Genomic DNA, 17,889 nt, shown 5'->3' on the forward strand with positions numbered 1-17,889 from the left:
GGGTCTCACGTGCGAGCGCGATAGGATCAGGTTGGCGTCGGCGCCCTGTCCGATGCTTCCGGTGAAGCCTGTGAGGAGGCGCAGATGCCCATTCTTCCGAGCATCTCAGGACCCCGTGATCTGGATGCGCTCTCGACCGATCAGCTCGCAGAACTCGCTGCGGAGATCCGCACCTTCCTCGTCGAGAACGTGTCGCGAACCGGGGGACACCTCGGCCCCAACCTGGGCGTCGTCGAGCTGACCATCGCTCTGCACCGGGTGTTCTCGTCGCCGGATGACCCGTTCATCTTCGACACCGGCCACCAGTCCTATGTGCACAAGCTGCTCACCGGGCGGCAGGACTTCTCCGGGCTCCGCGTGCGCGGCGGACTCGCCGGCTACCCGCAACGCGGCGAGAGCGACCACGACGTCGTGGAGTCGTCGCACGCATCGAGCTCCCTCAGCTGGGCGGACGGCATCTCTCGGGCGCTGACAGCGACGGGGCGCGAGGATCGTCATGTCGTCGCCGTGGTCGGTGACGGCGCGCTCACGGGCGGCATGACCTGGGAGGCGTTGAACAACATCTCCGACGACAACGATCGCAATCTGGTGATCGTCGTCAACGACAACGGACGTTCGTATGCGCCGACCATCGGCGGCATGTCACGGTATCTCAACCGAGTTCGCACCGCCGCGGCCTACAAGGATCTCCACCGCAAGTCGGACCGGCTGTTCCGAGCCTTCGGCCCGGTGGGGCGTGCGGTGTTCCGCGGTGTCCGGGGCGGGACCCACGGGTTCCTCTCCCGGTTCGCCAACAACGAGGCGCTGTACTCGAACCTCGACATCAAGTACCTCGGCCCGGTCGATGGCCATGATCTTCCTGCCCTCCTCGAGACGCTCGAGCTGGCGAAGTCCTATGGTGCTCCGGTCATCGTCCACACGATCACCGAGAAGGGCCGCGGCTATCAGCCAGCGCGTGATGACGAGGCGGACCAGTTCCATGCCGTCGGCAAGATCGACCCGACGACCGGTGAGACTCTCTCGTCGGGCGGGCGCGGCTGGACCGATGTCTTCTCCGACGCTCTGGTGTCTGTGGGAGAGCGCCGGAAGGACGTCATCGCGATGACCGCCGCGATGCTGCGGCCGACGGGTCTCGCGCCGTTCGCCGAGCGGTTCCCGGATCGTGTGTACGACGTGGGCATCGCCGAGCAGCACGCGGTGGCGTCGGCGGCCGGACTCGCCTTCGGCGGGCTGCACCCCGTCGTCGCCCTGTACGCCACCTTCATGGGCCGCGCCTTCGACCAGGTTCTGATGGATGTCGCTCTCCACCGGGCGGGTGTCACGTTCGTGCTCGACCGTGCCGGCGTCACGGGTCCTGACGGCCCCAGTCACCACGGTATGTGGGACCTCGCGATGCTGCAGATCGTTCCGCACATCCGGATCGCGGCTCCTCGCGATGGTGCTCGACTGACAGAAGCGCTCGAAGAGGCCGTGCAGGTCGATGACGCACCGACGGTCATCCGGTTCCCGAAGGGCGAGGTGTCCGCGGACCTCCCGGCGCTCGAGAGACTGCGTGACGGCGTCGACGTCCTCGCTCGCGGCGAGTCCGAAGACGTGCTGATCGTGGCGATCGGGCCTTTCGCCGAGCTCGCGCTCGATGTCGCGGACCGGCTTCGGGCGCAGGGGATCGGCGCGACCGTCATCGACCCGCGCTGGGCGATCCCGGTGCAGCCGTCGATCGTCGAGCTGGCCGGGCAACATCGGCTCGTGATCACCATGGAGGACGGGATCCGTGTCGGTGGAATCGGCACGCGGGTGCGGCAGGTGCTCCGAGAGGCGGGCATCGACACGGCTGTCGACGAGCTGGGCCTGCCGGACGAGTTCATCGATCACGCGTCGCGGGACCAGATTCTCGCCGACGCGGGTCTGACGGCGCCGAAGATCGCGCAGGACATCGTCTCCCAGGTGCTCGGAACCCGCATCCCGAAGGCGCGTCACGCCGGCGAGACCGGAACCATCGATCTGCCGCTACGCGAACACCGCTGAGACCGGCGCTCGCGCACGGGAGTCAGCTCAAGGCGTCTTGCGCCGCCTCTCAGTCGAAGCCGGCGAGTGCGTCCGCGACGATCGGTTCGACCAACCCTCGGCAGCGTTCGCGGTCGGCGGCGACGAGACCGATGCGCGTGCGACGGTCGATGACATCCTCGACCGTCAGCGCCCCCTCGACGCCCACGGCGAACTCCACCTCAGCCCGGGTCAGGCCGGTGGGTGCGTCGATCACCTCGCCGGAGCCCGGGACGACACGGTCGACGAGCCGGAGCGAGGACGTTCCACTCGGTGGGGCTCCCAGCGCGCGGGTTCGGCTGGCGAGGTCGACGGCATCCTCGGCCATCCTCCGATACGTGGTCAGCTTGCCGCCGAGCACCGTGATGAAGCCGTCATCCGCGGTCGTGACCAGGTGTCTCCGTGAGACATCCGCCGTCGTGCGGGTTCCACTGTCGACGAGGGGGCGCAGCCCCGCGAAGGCGCCGCGCACCTGCTCGCGTCGGAGCGGCGTGGCGACGACGCGATTGAGGCTTGCCAGCAGGAAGGCGATCTCCTGCTCCGTGGGTTCCGCGACCCGGGGTATCGGACCCGGAGCGTCCTCGTCCGTCAGGCCCACGATCACTCGGCCGTGAGCCTGGGGCAGTGCGAAGACGTAGCGACTGATGGACCCCTCGTGCGGAATGGTGAGTGCGGCGGTCGGACTTCCGAGGTCCGCCGAGTCGAGGATGATGTGCGTTCCGCGACTCGGCCGGACGCGGATCATCTGATCGAGGGCTCCCGCCCAGACGCCCGTCGCGTTGATGACCGCACGCGCGCCGATCTCGAATCGCTCGCCGGAGGTCGTCTCCTCGACGGAAGCGCCGTCTCCACGCAGCGCGACGGCACGGACCCGGGTGAGGATCCGGGCACCGAGCGACGCCGCCGTGCGGGCGACGACCGTCACGAGCCTGGCGTCGTCGACGAGTTGACCGTCATAGGACAGCATGCCACCACGGAGGCCGCGTGGGTCCAGCGCAGGAGCCAACCGGGTCGCGGTGCGGGCCGACACGATGGACGGGGCAGGAAGCACCGCGCGGGGCGTACGCGCCCGCATGCGAAGCAGGTCGCCCATTCCCATGCCCACCGCGCCCGCGACACGTTGATGCAGCGCGATGCGGGAAGCGAAGGGAAGGAGCTGGCCGAGAGGGCGGATCAGGTGCGGCGCGATCGTCGTCATGAGGAGATGTCGTTCGAGCGCGCTCTCCTTCGCGGTCTGGATATCACCGGTCGCGAGATAGCGCAGTCCGCCGTGCACGAGCTTGGAACTGAACCGGCTGGTCCCAAACGCCAGATCCTCTGATTCGATCAATGTGACGCGAAGACCGCGTGACGCCGCATCGAGGGCGACGCCCGCCCCGGTGATGCCGCCGCCGACCACGAGGACGTCGACGCTCTCCTCCGCGGACCGCGTCAGTTCCACGCGTCGGCGTGCGATGTTGAGCGCGGACGACTCCGGGGTCATGGACGGAGCAGCCCATCGAGCGCAGCCCGCAATTCGCGTTCCCACGCGTCGTCGGAGATGAGCTCCGAGACCGTCCCGTGCGACAGCACCGCGGATTGGGTCACGAGCAGGAGCATGACCGCGATCTCCGAGGGAGGCGCCACGCGGATGGAATCGTGGGTCTGAACCGTGTCGATCGCGGTGGTGAGCCACCGCAGGATCGAGTGCTGGCTCGACCCCACCCGTTCGAGCGTGTATCGCGTGAACGCCTCGGGTTCATCCGCGAGCAGGCGCGCGAAGACCGGGTCGTCGCGGAAGCGGCCCGAGAACAGCAGGATGTCGTCGACGAGTGCCGTCCGCGTGTGCACCTGCGCGGGGATCGCGCTCAGGATGTGCTCCACCCTGCGCAGAAGGGCGGAGCGGACGACATCGTCGGCGTCGGCCCAGTTGCGGTAGATCGTGGGACGACTCAGCTCGGAGCGACGCGCGAGCTCCGCGACCGTCACACCTCGCACACCGCGGCGTTCGAGGAGCCCGTCGGCGGCATCGAGGATCCGGGTCTGCGTCGCATCCCACACCGGTTGACGTTCTTCCATGATGTGTCACACTGTAACGCATGGCGCAAGGAGATGTCGTGGTCGAAGCGGACCCGTCGATGAGATGGAACGGCTGGGGGGATCCGGCGAAGGCCAAGGACCTGCCGCTGGCGGTGCGGGCGCTGCTTCCGATGCTGCTCGGGCGCGTACGCAAGCCCGAGCCCGCGGTAGAACTCGCACACGTGCAGCTGAGGCCCTCGCGGTTGACCGATGAGGACCGTGCGGCCTTCTGCGCCGCGATCGGTCCCGAGAACGTGGATGACGCCGCCGAGGCGCGTATCCGTCACGCCGGTGGGCGTTCGACACCCGACCTGCTCCGGCGCCGCGAGGTCGAGCAGGACGCGCCCGATGCCGTCCTCCGCCCCGCCGATCACGAGGAGGTCCGAGCATGTCTCGACATCGCCGTCGCTCGGGGGATCGCGGTGATCCCCTTCGGCGGCGGCACGAGCGTCGTCGGAGCGCTTGATCCCGAACGGGGCGGGCACCACGCCGTCGTGAGTCTCGACCTGCGACGCCTCAGGGGCCTGATCCGGCTCGATGACGTCAGCCGTGACGCCGTGCTCGCTGCAGGAACGACGGGTCCCGAGGCGGAAGCGCTGCTGTCCGCCCATGGTTTCGAACTCGGTCACTTCCCGCAGAGCTTCCGCTACGCCACGATCGGAGGGTTCGCAGCGGCGCGGTCGTCGGGCCAGAATTCCGCGGGCAACGGGCGCTTCGACACGATGGTCACCGGAATCAGGGTGGCGACACCGACGGGCGACATCGAGCTCGGGCGCGCTCCCGGTTCTGCCGCGGGGCCCGATCTGATCAGGGTGTTCCTCGGCTCCGAGGGCATCTTCGGCGTGATCACCGAGGTGCGGGTGCGGGTGCATCCGATCCCACGTGACCGGGTGTTCGAGTCGTGGAGCTTCCCCGACTTCGCCAGCGGAGCCGAGGGACTGCGCAGGGTCGCACAGCAGGGCAACGGCCCCACGGTCATCCGGCTCGCGGACGAGGCGGAGACCGCGGTCACTCTCGCCCAGGTCGGCAGGATCGGCAAGGCCCTCGCGAAGGGCGCGAGCGTGGTGACCGTGTACGAGGGCGTGGACATCGCGGAGAGGCGCGCCCGCACCGCGGTCCAGCTCGCTGCGGCCGGAGGGGTCTCGGCGGGTGAAGGACCGGCGGAGGACTGGAGAAAGGGGCGATTCGACGGCCCCTATCTGCGGGATTCACTGCTCGACGCCGGGGTGTTCTGTGAGACGCTCGAGACCGCGACGACCTGGCGGAACCTGCACGCGTTGCGTTCTGCCGTCGAAGAGGCGCTCAAGGCCGGTTTCAGTCATGTTGGCGCGAAGGCGTACGTCATGTGCCACGTGTCCCACATCTATCCGACCGGGGCATCGCTGTACTTCACCGTCCTCGCGGCGCTCCGTCCGGAGCCGCTCGACATCTGGACGGCTGTGAAGGCCCGCGTCAACGATGCCATCCTGGGGTCGGGTGGGACCATCAGCCATCACCATGCGGTGGGTAGGGATCATGCGCCCTGGCTCCGTCAGGAGATCGGCGACACCGGCATCCGCATCCTCTCCGCCATCAAGCGCGAACTCGACCCCACCGGTGTCCTCAACCCGGGTGCGGTGCTCGAGATCGAGCGGACGCGCTGACATGTCGGAGCACATCGCCGTGCTCGCGAATCCGTCATCCGGCAAGGGCAGGGGCGGGCGAGCGGCCGAAGCGGCCGTCGGGCTTCTTCGGGAACGCGGCGTCGAGGTGCGCACCTTCGTGGGGGGCTCCGCGGCGGATACCGCGCGGCTCGCCGCGGTGGCGTTGACGGACGACCCCCGCGTCCTCATGGTCGTGGGCGGTGACGGCACGCTTTCCGGCGTGCTCGAGACGGTGTGCGGCGCCACTGTCCCCATCGCCCTGGTGGCTGCGGGCACGGGGAACGATCTCGCCCGGGCTCTTGGACTCCCGCGCGGAGACGCACGCGCTGCCGCCGAACTCGCCCTGACGGGCGTGCCGCGAGGGATCGATGTCGGCGTGATCCGCACCGCGGAGGGCAGCCGGAGGTTCCTGACCATCGCGGCGCTGGGCTTCGACGCGAAGGTCAGCGATCGCACCAACCGGCTCCGCTGGCCGCACGGCGCGCCGCGCTACTACCTCGCACTGCTCATCGAGCTGATGCGACTGCAGCCGATGGACTTCACCCTCGCGGTGGACGAGGAACCCGCCAGGAGCTCGCCGGGCACGCTCATCGCAGCAGGCAGCACCTCGAGCTACGGCGGCGGAATGCCGATCTGTGCCGGGGCTGTTCCGGACGACGGGCTCCTCGACCTCGTTCACGTCGCACCGCTTCGCCGGCTGCGCCTGTTGCGTCTGTTCCCGCTGCTGCTCCGCGGCAGGCATCTCTCGCGCGGTGAGGTCGCGCATCGTCGCGCACGGTCGGTCACGGTGTCGGCCCCTGGTCTCGTGGTCTACGCCGACGGTGAGCGGATCGGCGAGGGGGAATGCACCATCTCGGTGCTTCCGAGAGCGCTCACGATGATGGTGCCGAAGGAGAGCGATGACTGAGTTCGACGAAGACGTCGTGGTCGTGGGTTCCGGGTTCGGAGGCTCGGTGGCCGCACTGCGCCTGGTGGAGAAGGGCTACCGTGTCCGCGTCTATGAGGCGGGTCGCCGCTTCGAGGACGATGACTTCGCGAAGACCAACTGGCACGTCCGGCGCTACCTGTGGGCACCGGCTCTGGGGTGCTACGGAATTCAGCGCATCCACCGACTGCCGCATGTGATGATCCTGGCCGGGGCCGGTGTGGGAGGCGGATCGCTCAACTACGCGAACACGCTCTATCAGCCGGGTCCGGCTTTCTTCGCGGACCCGCAGTGGCGCGATATCGCGGAGTGGGAGACCGAACTCGCACCGCACTACGCCACGGCGAAGAGGATGCTCGGTGTCGTGGAGCGCTATCCGCACACCGGTCCTGTGGAGAGGATCATGGCCGGCGCGGCGGACGACCTCGGTGTCGGCTCCACGTTCCGGCGCGCGCCGGTCGGTGTCTGGTTCGGGAGGCCGGGGGAGCGCACGCCGGACCCCTTCTTCGGCGGCGAAGGCCCGGATCGCACCGGATGCACCCTCTGCGGCAACTGCATGGTGGGCTGCCGGGTCGGCGCGAAGAACACCCTCATGAAGAACTATCTCGCTCTCGCAGAGCGTCGCGGTGTCGCGATCGAGGCGCTGCGCACGGTCAGCGAGGTGCGGGAGCTCCCGGGCGGGGGTTTCGCCGTCACCACGCAGCGCAGCGGGGCGTGGTTCCGACGTTCGCGGAGGACCGTGACCGCTCGGCAGGTGGTGCTGGCGGCCGGCACGTGGGGCACGCAGCAGTTGCTGCATCGGATGAAGGAGTCCGGGGCACTGCCTCGGATCTCGGCGTCGATCGGACGCCTCACGCGTACCAACTCGGAAGCGCTGGACGGTGCGGTCGCCACGAAGGTCCCGGAGTCGCTCCAGCTCGCCCGAGGCGTCGCGATCACGACGTCGTTCCACATCGATGAGCGCACGCACGTCGAGAACGTCCGTTATGGCCCGGGGTCGAACCTGATGGGGGTACTGGCGACCGTGATCGTCCCCGGAGGGCGGCCGCTGGGGGTGCGGCTGCGCAGCGTCGTTGCGCAGTTTCTCCGTTCCCCGCTGCGTCAATTCCGGTTGGGGAGCCTCCGCCGCTGGAGCGAGCGGGGGATCATCGCTCTGGTGATGCAGACGGCGGACAACTCGCTCACGCTCTCGCTGCGCCGTCGCTTCGGTCGCTTGGTGATGACGAGCGCACAGGGGCACGGATCCCCTAACCCGAGCTACCTGCCCCAGGCCCACGCGGCGACGGAGGCGATCGCTGCACGGGTCGAGGCAGAGGGAGGGATGCCCGCGGCTCCGCGCGGCTCCTGGCCGGAGGTGTTCGGCATCCCGCTCACCGCGCACTTGCTCGGCGGCGCGGTGATCTCGGCGTCGTCCGCAGAAGGGGTCATCGATGCGTATCACCGCGTCTGGGGTCATCCGGGGCTCCACGTCGTCGACGGTGCTGCGGTGCCCGCCAATCCCGGGGTGAATCCCTCGCTCACGATCACCGCACTCGCGGAGCGGGCGCTTTCCTTCTGGCCTCGATGCGGAGAGGACGATGCGAGGCCGATTCAGCCCGCGGATTGAGTCTTGGTGAGCGGGATCGCTCGCACAGGATCCTCGCACAGCGCCCGCGACGCCGTCCGGTACCAGCCGAAGGCAACGCTGACCCCGCTCAACGCCGAGAGCGGCAGCGCGATGTACGGCTCGGTGATGTGACCCAGCAGGGTGCCGAACTCCGACGTCGCGCTCACCGGCCAGACGCCGACGAGCGCGATGACCGCACCTCCGACGATGAGACCGAGCCCTGCGAAGGAGAGAACGTGTCGGCGCATGCTCGTCACCGTTCGCAGAAGTCTCCCCAGCATGAAAGCAGCCGCGCCGCCGATGACGGTCGCCAGAACCGAGAAGGCCACGACGAAGCACAGCTGGAACCAGGCAACCAAGATCAGGATCGAGAGAACTCCCTGTACGGATCGCGACAGGATCGTGAGAACGACGGTCGTCACGAGGAGGAACAGCGCGTTGAACGTGATGCAGGCCGTGAGCGCGCCGCGCCAGAACTCCCACCGGCTGAAGGCCATCGGGTGCTCCGCCGTGCGCGGCGAGGGGCGAGACATCATCGATCCAGGCTAGGGCGTGCGGGCGCGCTGGACGACGAAGCGCCCCACCGGATTCGCTGGGAATCCCGTGGGGCGCTTCGCGTCATGGTGTGAGGTCAGCGGTTCTCGACGCCCCGGATCTGCGGGGTGTGGAATGAGCCGCCGAAGGCCCGCTCGGACGCGCCCTCGCGGTCGAGGTACGGTGAGGCGCCACCGTCGATGAACGGCCAGCCGGCCCCGAGGATCAGGCACAGATCGATGTCCTCGACCTCGGGCACGACGCCTTCGTCCAGCATCAGCTTGATCTCCTGCGCCAGGCCGTCCTGAACACGCTGCAGGATCGTCGCCGCCGAGGCGGGGGTCTTCCCGACAGCAGGCTTCAGCACCTTCTCGGCCTGCTTCGTCCAGCCGACGACACGTCCGCCCTTGTCCTTCTCCACGACCGCGTCGAGTTCTGCGAGCGCATGGAAGTTCTCGTTGGCGTAGAACCGGTCGGGGAAGGCGTGGACCATCGTGTCCTGCACATGGGCGGCGACCTTCCACCCGACCAGGTCGATCAGCTGGAACGGTCCCATCGGGAGGCCGAGCGGGCCGAACGCCTTCTCGACGTCCGCGATCGGTGTGCCCTCGTAGACCGCACGGGCGGCTTCGCCCATGACCTTGGCCAGCAGTCGGTTCACGACGAAGCCCGGCGCGTCTGCGGTGAGTACCGCGTTCTTTCCGAGACTCTTCGCGACGACGAAAGCCGTCGACAGGGCGGCGTCGTCCGTCGCGGGTGTCTTCACGATCTCGATCAGCGGCATCACCGCGACCGGGTTGAAGAAGTGGAAGCCCACGAGACGCTCGGGGTGCGCCAGCTTGGAGCCGATCTCCTCGACGGACAGCGACGAGGTGTTGGTCGCGAGGATCGCGTCCTCGGCGATGATCTTCTCGATCTCGCCGAACACCTGCTGCTTGACGCCGACCTCTTCGAACACGGCCTCGATCACGAAGTCGCAGTCCGCGTAGAGGCTCTTGTCCGTGGTACCGGTGACGAGCGCACGCAGTTTGTTCGCGGAGTCGGAGTCCAGGCGGCCTTTCGCCTCGAGCTTGCCGATCTCCTCGTGGATGTACGCGACGCCCTTGTCGACGCGCGCCTGATCGAGGTCCGTGATGAGCACAGGCACCTGCAGCTTGCGCACGAACAGGAGGGCGAACTGGCTCGCCATGAGGCCGGCTCCGATGATGCCGACTTTGGTGACCTTCTTCGCGAGCTGCTTGTCCGGGGCGCCGACAGGACGCTTCGCGCGCTTCTGCACGAGGTCGAAGGCGTACATGGACGCCGCGAACTGGTCGCCCGTGACGAGTTCGGCGAGCGCTTCGTCCTCGCGAGCGAAGCCGTCGGCCTTGGTCCCGGTCTTGGCCTTGTCGAGCAGGTCGAGTGCAGCGTACGGCGACTTCGGCACGGTGCCGATCTTCGACTCGAGCATTCCGCGTGCCATCTTGATGGCGATCGGCCACTTGGTGAGGCGTTCGATCTTACCGGGCTCGTTCTTGCGCTCGACCTTCTTGCCGCCGAGAACGGCGTCCGCCCACGACAGGGAGTTCTCGAGGTAGTTCGCGGCGGGGAAGATCGCGTCGAAGATGCCCAGATCGAATGCCTGCTGAGGCTTGAGCATGCGGTTCTGCTTGAGCGGGTTGGAGATGACGACCTCGAGCGCGTTCTCGATGCCGATCAGGTTCGGCAGCAGGTACGCGCCACCCCAACCGGGGATGATGCCGAGGAAGACCTCGGGCAGAGCGACCGCCGCGGCCGATGCGTCGACCGTGCGGTAGCTGGAGTTCAGCGCGATCTCCAGGCCGCCGCCCAGGGCGAGACCGTTCACGAAGGCGAAGGACGGGACTCCGAGGTCGCCGAGCTTGCCGAGGACCTTGTGACCGAGCTGCGCGATCAGGCGGGCGTTGTCGCGCGAGCCGACCTTGCTGATGTCGGACAAATCGGCGCCCGCGGCGAGGATGTACTGCTTCCCCGTGACGCCGACCGCGTGGATCTCGCCCGCGGCCGCGCGCACCTTGAGGCCGTCGAGTGTCTCACCCAGCTGCGTGAGGGTCGCCGGTCCCAGAGTGTTCGGACGCGTGTGATCACGGCCGTTGTCGAGTGTGATCAGGGCGAGCACCTTGCCGGAGGCGAGACGGATGTCGCGCACCGGAGATTGTGTGATGACCTCGCCCTCGGTGAGTGCCTGGATGGGGGAGAAGTCGATCTCGTCGTAGTTGGTCACAGTGGCGCTCACTTCTTCTTCTTGCCGTCGTAGTGCGGGTTCTCCCAAATGACCGAACCGCCCTGGCCGAGGCCGACGCACATGGCGGTCAGACCGTAACGGACGTCCGGGCGCTCAGCGAACTGAGCCGCGAGCTGGATCATCAGACGCACACCGGATGCCGCGAGCGGGTGTCCCAGCGCGATCGCGCCGCCCCACTGGTTGACCCGGGGGTCGTCATCGGCGATGCCGAAGTGGTCGAGCAGCGAGATCACCTGGATGGCGAACGCCTCGTTGAGCTCGAACAGGCCGATGTCACCGATCGTGAGTCCGGCCTTCTTGAGGGCCTTCTCGGTCGACGGGATCGGTCCGATGCCCATGATCTCGGGCTGCACGCCGGCGAAGGCGAAGGAGACCATCCGCATCTTCGGCGCGAGTCCGAACTCCTTCACCGCTCCGCTCCCGGCGAGCAGAGACATCGTCGCGCCGTCGGTGAGAGGAGACGACGTGCCGGCGGTCACGCGCCCGTGCGGGCGGAAGGGCGTCTTGAGCGCCGCGAGATCCTCCATCGTGGTCTGCGGGCGACGGCCCTCGTCCTCGGTCGCGAGACCCCAGGCGCCGTCCGGTCCCTTGGTCGCCACCGACACGAGGTCGGGCTGGATCTTGCCGGCGTCGTACGCGGCCTGCACCTTGTGCTGGCTGAGCATGCCGAATCGGTCCGAGCGCTCCTTGGTCAGGTGCGGGAACCGGTCGAAGATCCGCTCCGCGGTGACGCCCATGTTGAGCGCGCCCGGGTCGACCATCTTCTCGGCGACGAATCGCGGGTTGGGGTCGGCGTTGCCGCCGATGGGGTGGTGCCCCATGTGCTCGACGCCACCGGCGAGGGCGAAGTCGTACATGCCGACGCCGATCGAAGCGCCCATGGTCGTGACGCTCGTCATGGCGCCCGCGCACATCCGCTCCACCGCGAGCCCAGGCACGGTCTGCGGAAGACCCGCGAGGATCGCCACGGAACGTCCGAGTGTCAGCCCCTGGTCGCCGGTCTGGCTCGTCGCGGCGATCGCGACATCATCGATGCGGTCCGCCGGGACGGCAGCGTTGCGCTCCATCAGCCCGATGGTCGCCTTGACGGCGAGGTCATCCGCGCGGGTGTTCCAGTACATGCCTTTTTCGCCGGCACGCCCGAAAGGGGTGCGTACTCCATCGACGAAGAAGACGTCCGAGATCTCGGCCACTCTGCCTCCAAGTTAGTGCGTGGCTTCAGTCTACGAAGCGCGTGAAACCGGGAGGAATCGGTTGGATCGAACCTACGAAGCCGTCGTGGGGGTCGCGTCGGGCGTTTGAGCGGCCTCTACAAAGGCCGCAGCGATCTTCTGTGCAGTCTGTGCAATCTGCCACGGGCGGGCTCCCAGCGCGGCCAGAGCAGCGCCGATCTCCTCCGGCGTCTCTCCGGGCAGATCCCAGGCCACGCGGCGCAGATACTCGGGAGTGAGGAGGTTCTCGGTCGGCATCCTCAGCTCTTCGGCGGTCGCCTCGACGACGGGTCGCGCAGCCTTGAGCCGCGCATCCGCTTCCGGATTCCGGTCTGCCCACGCGCGAGGAGGGGGAAGGCTGTCGCTCGGCACGCGTTCGCGGGGAAGGTCCTCCGAGGCCCTGCCCTCGACGATCGCCTGCCACCAGCGGTCGAGTTGCGTGCGACTGGCGCGCCCCTGGAACTCCTTGACACCGGCCAGCGCCTGCTTCGACGGAGGGTTCGCGATCACCGCAGCCACCAGCGAGCGGTCCGGCACCAGTCGTCCAGGGGAGACGTCCTGGTCTTGAGCGAACGCCTCGCGAGCCTGCCACAGAGCACGGGCGACCGCGAGATTCCTCGCGCCGCGAACCTGATGCAAGCCGCTGAGCCGCCGCCAGGGGTCTTCGCGCGGTGGTTTGGGTGCGCGCGTCAGGGTGGCGGCGAACTCCTCCGCGGCGAACTCCGTCTTGCCTTGCTCCTCGAGTTCGAGAACGAGGATGTCGCGGACGTCGATCAGGTGCAAGACGTCGAGCGCGGCGTATTCGAGCCAGGAGTCTGGGAGCGGGCGCGTGGACCAGTCGGCGGCGGAATGCTCTTTCTTGAGCGCGATGCCCAGCGTGTCCTCCACGACCGCCCCGAGTCCCACGCGCTCGTGGCCGAGCAGGCGGGAGGCGAGTTCGGTGTCGAAGATCGTCGGTGGTTCGAGGCGGAGCTCGCGCAGGGAAGGAAGGTCCTGGCTCGCGGCATGCAGCACCCATTCCACGTCGCCGATGGCGTTCTGGAGGGCTGCGAAGTCTCCGATCGCCGGAGGGTCGAACAAGAAGACCCCGGCATCGCGACGGAACACCTGCACCAGGTAGGCGCGTTGCGAGTAGCGGAAACCGGACGCGCGCTCCACGTCCACCGCCACGGGCCCGGTACCGGCGGCGAGCGCGGCGCATGCCGCTCGGAACTCCTCAGCGTCCGAGATCACGGAGTATTCAGTCACGTACAGCCTTTCGCGCGCCGATCACGGCGATGCCCTCGGAGCCGGGCGGAAGCCCCGCCAGCATTCCGACCAGCTCGGCCCATGCTTCGACGTGGGGTCGGAACGGGCCTTCCGGAGTCCAGGACGCACGCAATTCTATCTGGGCGCCGTCGCCCTCGACGGCGAGCCCGCCGAATCCCTTCGACAGCGTCTTGGTCGACGTGCCCGATTCCGAGTGATAGATGGCCTGGCGGGAGTCGAGCGCATCGACCAGCCAGGACCACGTCACGTCGGCCAGGAGGGGATCGGTGCCTATCTCGGTCTCGAGCGGGGCCTGCGCGAAGATGACGATGCGCCAGGAGCCGCCCCAGGCGCCGGGCTCGTCCGGATCGTGAAGCAGGATGAACCTGCCGGTGCCGTACACCGACTCGCCGTCACTCTCCGGGCGGACGTCGGCAGCGAGGGCGATCGCGAAGGGCGCGAGGCCCTGCGGTGTGGCGATCTCGCGCACCGTGATGTCATCGCGGAACTCGGTCTCGCGCAGTTCGGCCACGGCGCCTTCGAAGGGCGTCCCGGCTTCGGGGGGTGCGGTCACGGCAACAGGCTAGAGTCAGGAAGCGATGAAGAGTCTCAGGCACGCCGTTACCCTCCTTGTCCCCGCCCTGTTCGCTTTCGGGGCGGCGTTCGCTCTCGTCGTGTTCGCCGTGGCCCGGCGAGTGGTCACGCCTGTGCGGCGCGCGACGGATACCGAGATCCTCGCCGTCGACACCGGCGCGCAGACGATTGAACTGCAGCGCACGCTGGACACCGAGCTTCCCGGTCGCTACGGCTTGTTCACGACGGGCACCTACGGATATGTCAAGCTCGGCGCCGTGCTCAGTGCGGATGGGGCGACCGTGCGTCGCAAGCTCCTCACTCAGATCGAGCCCGGTGCTCGCGTCGACCGTTCAGCATCCTTCAGCGGCTACTACTATTCCTCGCCGAGTGAGCTTCATCTACGTTGGGAGAACCTGCTCATCGGTTCGCCCGCGGGGCCGTGCCCGGCCTGGTTCTTCCCGGCGTCGTCGTCGACCTGGGTGATCCAGGTGCACGGACGGGGCGCGACCCGCGCGGAGTGTCTCCGTGCGGTCCCGGCGCTTCATGCCGCAGGCCTCCCCAACCTGGTCGTCTCCTATCGCAACGACGGTGAGGCCCCGCGAACGAGGGCGGGGGCTTACGCGCTCGGCGCCTCGGAGTGGCGTGACGTCGACGCAGCGATCGCCTATGCGCTGCGACACGGTGCCGAACGAGTCATCCTGATGGGGTGGTCGATGGGAGGCGCGGTGTCACTCCAGGCAGCGGTCACCTCCGGCCATCGCGATCGCATCGCCGGGATCATCCTCGAATCGCCCGTCGTCGACTGGCGCACGGTGCTGCGATTCCAGGCGAGGCTCGCCGGCGTGCGTGCGCCGCTTCCGGAATTGGCCATGGGCGCGCTGGAGATGCCGCTCACGGCACGCCTCAGCGGAGCGGAGGCGCCGATCCCGTTCGACCGGCTGGACATGGTCGCTCGTGCGGACGAACTCACCGCGCCGGTGCTGATCCTGCACAGTGACGACGACGGTTTCGTGCCGGCGGATTCCTCGCACGCGCTGCAGGAGGCACGTCCCGATCTCGTGACCATGCCGAGGTTCACAGTGGCACGCCACACGAAGCTGTGGAACTACGACCAGGTCGCCTGGACGACGGCGATCACCGACTGGCTCGAGGCTCAGGGCTTCAGCGCTTGTGCGTGACCTGGTTCTTCGCCCGCATGAGCATGCCGGTCATGCCCCCGATGCGCAACGGCGATACGGCCTTCGTGAGTCCGATCGACTGCGGGTAGTCGTTCGGTATCGCGAGCACCTCGTCGGTGGTGAGACCGGTCAGTCCCTGGACCAGGATGCTCGCGAACCCGCGCGTCGTGGGAGCCTCGGGCGGCGCTGAGGCGTGCATGGTGACGATGTCGTCGTGAACCTCGACGTGGATGTACACCGGTGACTGGCATTCTGCGATCCGTTCGTACATCTCCGGGTGGGCCGCGACCTCGTCGGAGACGTCGGGGAGTTCGTCCGAGAACTCGAGCAGCAGCAGGAGACGGTCGGATTCGGGAATCTCCAGGAAACCGTCGCGGATCTCGGCGAGGGCTTCAGGAACGTCGCTTGTGCTCATCCCTGTCATTGTCACATGTTCAGAGCGTGCCGGGTTCGGATCCCGTCACGATGGGAACGCGCACAGCGCTGCCCCACTCGGTCCAGGAGCCGTCGTAGTTGCGCACGTTCTCGAATCCCAGGAGATGCTTGAGGACGAACCAGGTGTGACTGGACCGCTCGCCGATGCGGCAGTAGGCGACGATGTCGTCGCCATCGCTCAGACCAGCTCCGTCACGGTAGATCGCATCGAGCTCGGAGCGGCTGCGGAAGCCACCGTCCTCGGCCACCGCCTTCGCCCAGGGAACGCTCTGCGCGGTCGGAATGTGGCCGGCGCGTAGCGAACCCTCCTCGGGGTATGCGGGTGCGGTGGTGCGCTCTCCGCTGTATTCCTCGGGGGACCGGACGTCGATCAACGGGCTGCCGATGTGGGCGAGCACGTCTTCCTTGTAGGCGCGGAGCACCGAGTCGTCGCGCTCGACCACCGGGTATTCGGTCGCCGGACGGCTGGTCGCCTCGCGGGTGATCTCCCGCCCCTCGGCGATCCAGCGGTCGCGTCCGCCGTCGAGAAGGCGGACGTCTTCATGGCCGAACAGCGAGAAGACCCAGAGAGCGTAGGCCGCCCACCAGTTGTTCTTGTCGCCGTAGATCACGACGGTGTCGTCGCGCGAGATTCCCTTGCGGCTCAGCAGCTTCGCGAAGCCCTCGCCATCGACGTAGTCGCGCACGACAGGGTCGTTGAGCTCGGTGTGCCAGTCGACCTTCACCGCGCCCGGGATGTGGCCCGTCTCGTACAGGAGGACGTCTTCGTCGGACTCGACGACGACGAGCCCGGGGGTTCCGAGCCGTTCGGCGAGCCACTCCGTCGTCACGAGGCGGCCGGGTTCGGCGTACTCGGCGAACTTGGGGGAGGAGGAATCGAACTCGATGGCCATGGGATCTCCGAAGCGTGTGAGCGGACGAGGGGGTGAGGGCGGACGGCGTAGTGTTGATCCGTCCCTTCGACGATAGATCCCCGCCGAGCACCCTGCGCCCGAATCGTAAGACTTCGACACAGGCCAGCACCCGATTCAGGACCGTGATGACCGACACGACCAGCCGCACCGTGCACCTCACCGATCGTCAGCCGACGGTCACCGGACCCGAGATGTTGGCGAGCCTTGTGCCCCCGCCCCAGTTCGACACGGCGACTTTCGACAGCTATCGCGCGGATCCGGCCTATCCGTCGCAGGAGGAGGCGAAGGACACGCTGATGCGTTTCGCGGGGCGCGGCACCGCGGTGAAGCGCGGCGGCCTCTTCAGCCGCGCGAAGAAGGAACCCGAGCTCAAACCCGGTGTCTATCTCGACGGAGGCTTCGGCGTTGGCAAGACGCACTTGCTCGCTTCGATCTACCACGCGATGCCGGCCCGCCGGAAGTACTTCGGTTCGTTCATCGAGTACACCGCATTGGTGGGGGCACTCGGATACAAGAACACCGTCGACCTGCTCAAGGGTGCGGACCTGCTCTGCATCGACGAGTTCGAGCTCGACGATCCGGGTGACACCATGGTCATGACCCGCCTCATCGGAGAACTCGTTCCCACGGGGACCCGCCTGGCAGCGACTTCCAACACCCCGCCGAACGCACTCGGCGAGGGGCGCTTCGCCGCGCAGGACTTCCTTCGCGAGATCCACGCCATGTCCGACAGCTTCCAGACCCTGCGCATCGACGGAGTGGACTTCCGGCAGCGGGCGATCGACGGACAGGCCGTGGTGCTGGATGCCGAGGCGTATGAAGCAGCGGCGGCGAAGGCCGAAGGCATGGCATCCGACGACCGATTCGAGGACGTGATCCGTCACCTCGCGCAGGTGCACCCGTCGCGGTACATCCGCATGATCGAGGGTCTCGACCAGGTCGGGCTGCGCGACGTGCATCAGCTCACCGATCAGTCCGAGGCTCTGCGTTTCGTCGCCTTCGTCGACCGGGTGTACGACGCCCAGATCCCCGTCATCGCAACCGGGCTCGGGCTCGACTCGGTGTTCTCCGAGGAGATGCTGGCCGGCGGATACCGCAAGAAGTACCTGCGCGCCGTCTCTCGGCTCAACGCCTTGACGCATTCTGCGTAACCCCGAAGGGCGGCGTAACGCGATGTTCACACCAGGAGCCGCGCTGTAACAGCGGGGAAACAAACCTCACGCATGCGCGAAACGGCGCGTCGTCACACTGAAGC

General features: G+C 67.8%; 15 protein-coding genes. 6 read left to right on the forward strand and 9 right to left on the reverse strand.

Going from position 1 to position 17,889, the window contains the following annotated elements; translation table 11 throughout:
- The first annotated feature begins 84 nt into the window (after positions 1 to 84).
- The gene (gene dxs / locus LC041_RS10815) at positions 85 to 2,025 is read left to right on the forward strand and encodes a 1-deoxy-D-xylulose-5-phosphate synthase (RefSeq protein WP_226533100.1); all 1,941 of its coding nucleotides are present in this window, start codon (positions 85 to 87) and stop codon (positions 2,023 to 2,025) included.
- Between the two features lie 49 nt (positions 2,026 to 2,074).
- On the opposite strand, the gene LC041_RS10820 is transcribed toward dxs, so the two are convergent.
- The gene (locus LC041_RS10820) at positions 2,075 to 3,526 is read right to left on the reverse strand and encodes a glycerol-3-phosphate dehydrogenase/oxidase (RefSeq protein ID WP_226533101.1); all 1,452 of its coding nucleotides are present in this window, start codon (positions 3,524 to 3,526) and stop codon (positions 2,075 to 2,077) included.
- A complete protein-coding gene (locus LC041_RS10825) occupies positions 3,523 to 4,101 on the reverse strand; it encodes a TetR/AcrR family transcriptional regulator (protein WP_226533102.1) in 579 nt (192 codons plus the stop codon). Before LC041_RS10825 ends, LC041_RS10820 begins: the two co-directional genes overlap by 4 nt.
- A gap of 20 nt (positions 4,102 to 4,121) precedes the next feature.
- Here LC041_RS10825 and LC041_RS10830 point away from each other — a divergent pair, with 20 nt between their 5' ends.
- The 3 genes from LC041_RS10830 to LC041_RS10840 are packed head-to-tail and all read left to right on the forward strand — an operon-like array spanning position 4,122 to position 8,275.
- Positions 4,122 to 5,744 carry an FAD-binding oxidoreductase gene (locus LC041_RS10830; protein ID WP_226533103.1) on the forward strand — a complete coding sequence of 541 codons (1,623 nt, stop codon included), beginning with the start codon at positions 4,122 to 4,124 and terminating at the stop codon, positions 5,742 to 5,744.
- Position 5,745: 1 nt separating this feature from the next.
- The gene (locus LC041_RS10835; protein ID WP_226533104.1) at positions 5,746 to 6,651 is read left to right on the forward strand and encodes a YegS/Rv2252/BmrU family lipid kinase; all 906 of its coding nucleotides are present in this window, start codon (positions 5,746 to 5,748) and stop codon (positions 6,649 to 6,651) included.
- A complete protein-coding gene (locus LC041_RS10840) occupies positions 6,644 to 8,275 on the forward strand; it encodes a GMC family oxidoreductase (protein WP_226533105.1) in 1,632 nt (543 codons plus the stop codon). Before LC041_RS10835 ends, LC041_RS10840 begins: the two co-directional genes overlap by 8 nt.
- Here LC041_RS10840 and LC041_RS10845 read toward each other — a convergent pair.
- The 5 genes from LC041_RS10845 to LC041_RS10865 all read right to left on the reverse strand — a co-directional run bounded on the left by LC041_RS10845 (position 8,260) and on the right by LC041_RS10865 (position 14,105).
- Entirely contained in the window at positions 8,260 to 8,811 is a 552-nt protein-coding gene (locus LC041_RS10845; protein WP_226533106.1) for a hypothetical protein, read from the reverse strand. The genes LC041_RS10840 and LC041_RS10845 overlap by 16 nt on opposite strands.
- 95 nt (positions 8,812 to 8,906) lie before the next feature.
- Entirely contained in the window at positions 8,907 to 11,051 is a 2,145-nt protein-coding gene (locus LC041_RS10850; protein WP_226533305.1) for a 3-hydroxyacyl-CoA dehydrogenase NAD-binding domain-containing protein, read from the reverse strand.
- An 8-nt stretch (positions 11,052 to 11,059) separates the two neighbouring features.
- Complete coding sequence (locus tag LC041_RS10855; protein ID WP_226533107.1) at positions 11,060 to 12,265, reverse strand: thiolase family protein; 1,206 nt, start codon at positions 12,263 to 12,265, stop codon at positions 11,060 to 11,062.
- Positions 12,266 to 12,337: 72 nt separating this feature from the next.
- Positions 12,338 to 13,531: an HRDC domain-containing protein gene (locus LC041_RS10860; RefSeq protein WP_226533108.1), complete on the reverse strand. Its 1,194-nt coding sequence runs from the start codon at positions 13,529 to 13,531 to the stop codon at positions 12,338 to 12,340.
- Entirely contained in the window at positions 13,524 to 14,105 is a 582-nt protein-coding gene (locus tag LC041_RS10865) for a DUF3000 domain-containing protein (protein WP_226533109.1), read from the reverse strand. The genes LC041_RS10860 and LC041_RS10865 overlap by 8 nt, the downstream gene beginning before the upstream one ends.
- A 25-nt stretch (positions 14,106 to 14,130) precedes the next feature.
- On the opposite strand from LC041_RS10865, the gene LC041_RS10870 reads away from it, so the two are divergent.
- Positions 14,131 to 15,285, forward strand: coding sequence for an alpha/beta hydrolase family protein (locus LC041_RS10870; RefSeq protein ID WP_226533110.1), 1,155 nt, complete (start codon positions 14,131 to 14,133; stop codon positions 15,283 to 15,285).
- Here LC041_RS10870 and LC041_RS10875 read toward each other — a convergent pair.
- Both LC041_RS10875 and LC041_RS10880 read right to left on the reverse strand, forming a co-directional pair.
- Positions 15,269 to 15,700 (reverse strand): SufE family protein, encoded by a 432-nt coding sequence (locus LC041_RS10875; RefSeq protein ID WP_226533111.1) that lies wholly within the window; start codon positions 15,698 to 15,700, stop codon positions 15,269 to 15,271. The two genes, LC041_RS10870 and LC041_RS10875, sit on opposite strands and share 17 nt — an antisense overlap.
- A 19-nt stretch (positions 15,701 to 15,719) precedes the next feature.
- Entirely contained in the window at positions 15,720 to 16,613 is an 894-nt protein-coding gene (locus LC041_RS10880) for a sulfurtransferase (RefSeq protein WP_226533112.1), read from the reverse strand.
- 146 nt (positions 16,614 to 16,759) lie between these two features.
- On the opposite strand from LC041_RS10880, the gene zapE reads away from it, so the two are divergent.
- Positions 16,760 to 17,785 (forward strand): cell division protein ZapE, encoded by a 1,026-nt coding sequence (zapE, locus tag LC041_RS10885; RefSeq protein ID WP_226533113.1) that lies wholly within the window; start codon positions 16,760 to 16,762, stop codon positions 17,783 to 17,785.
- The last annotated feature ends 104 nt before the right edge of the window (positions 17,786 to 17,889 follow it).

Origin of the sequence: Microbacterium paraoxydans (assembly GCF_020524545.1) — a bacterium.
GTDB classification, from domain to species: Bacteria; Actinomycetota; Actinomycetes; order Actinomycetales; family Microbacteriaceae; genus Microbacterium; species Microbacterium paraoxydans_C.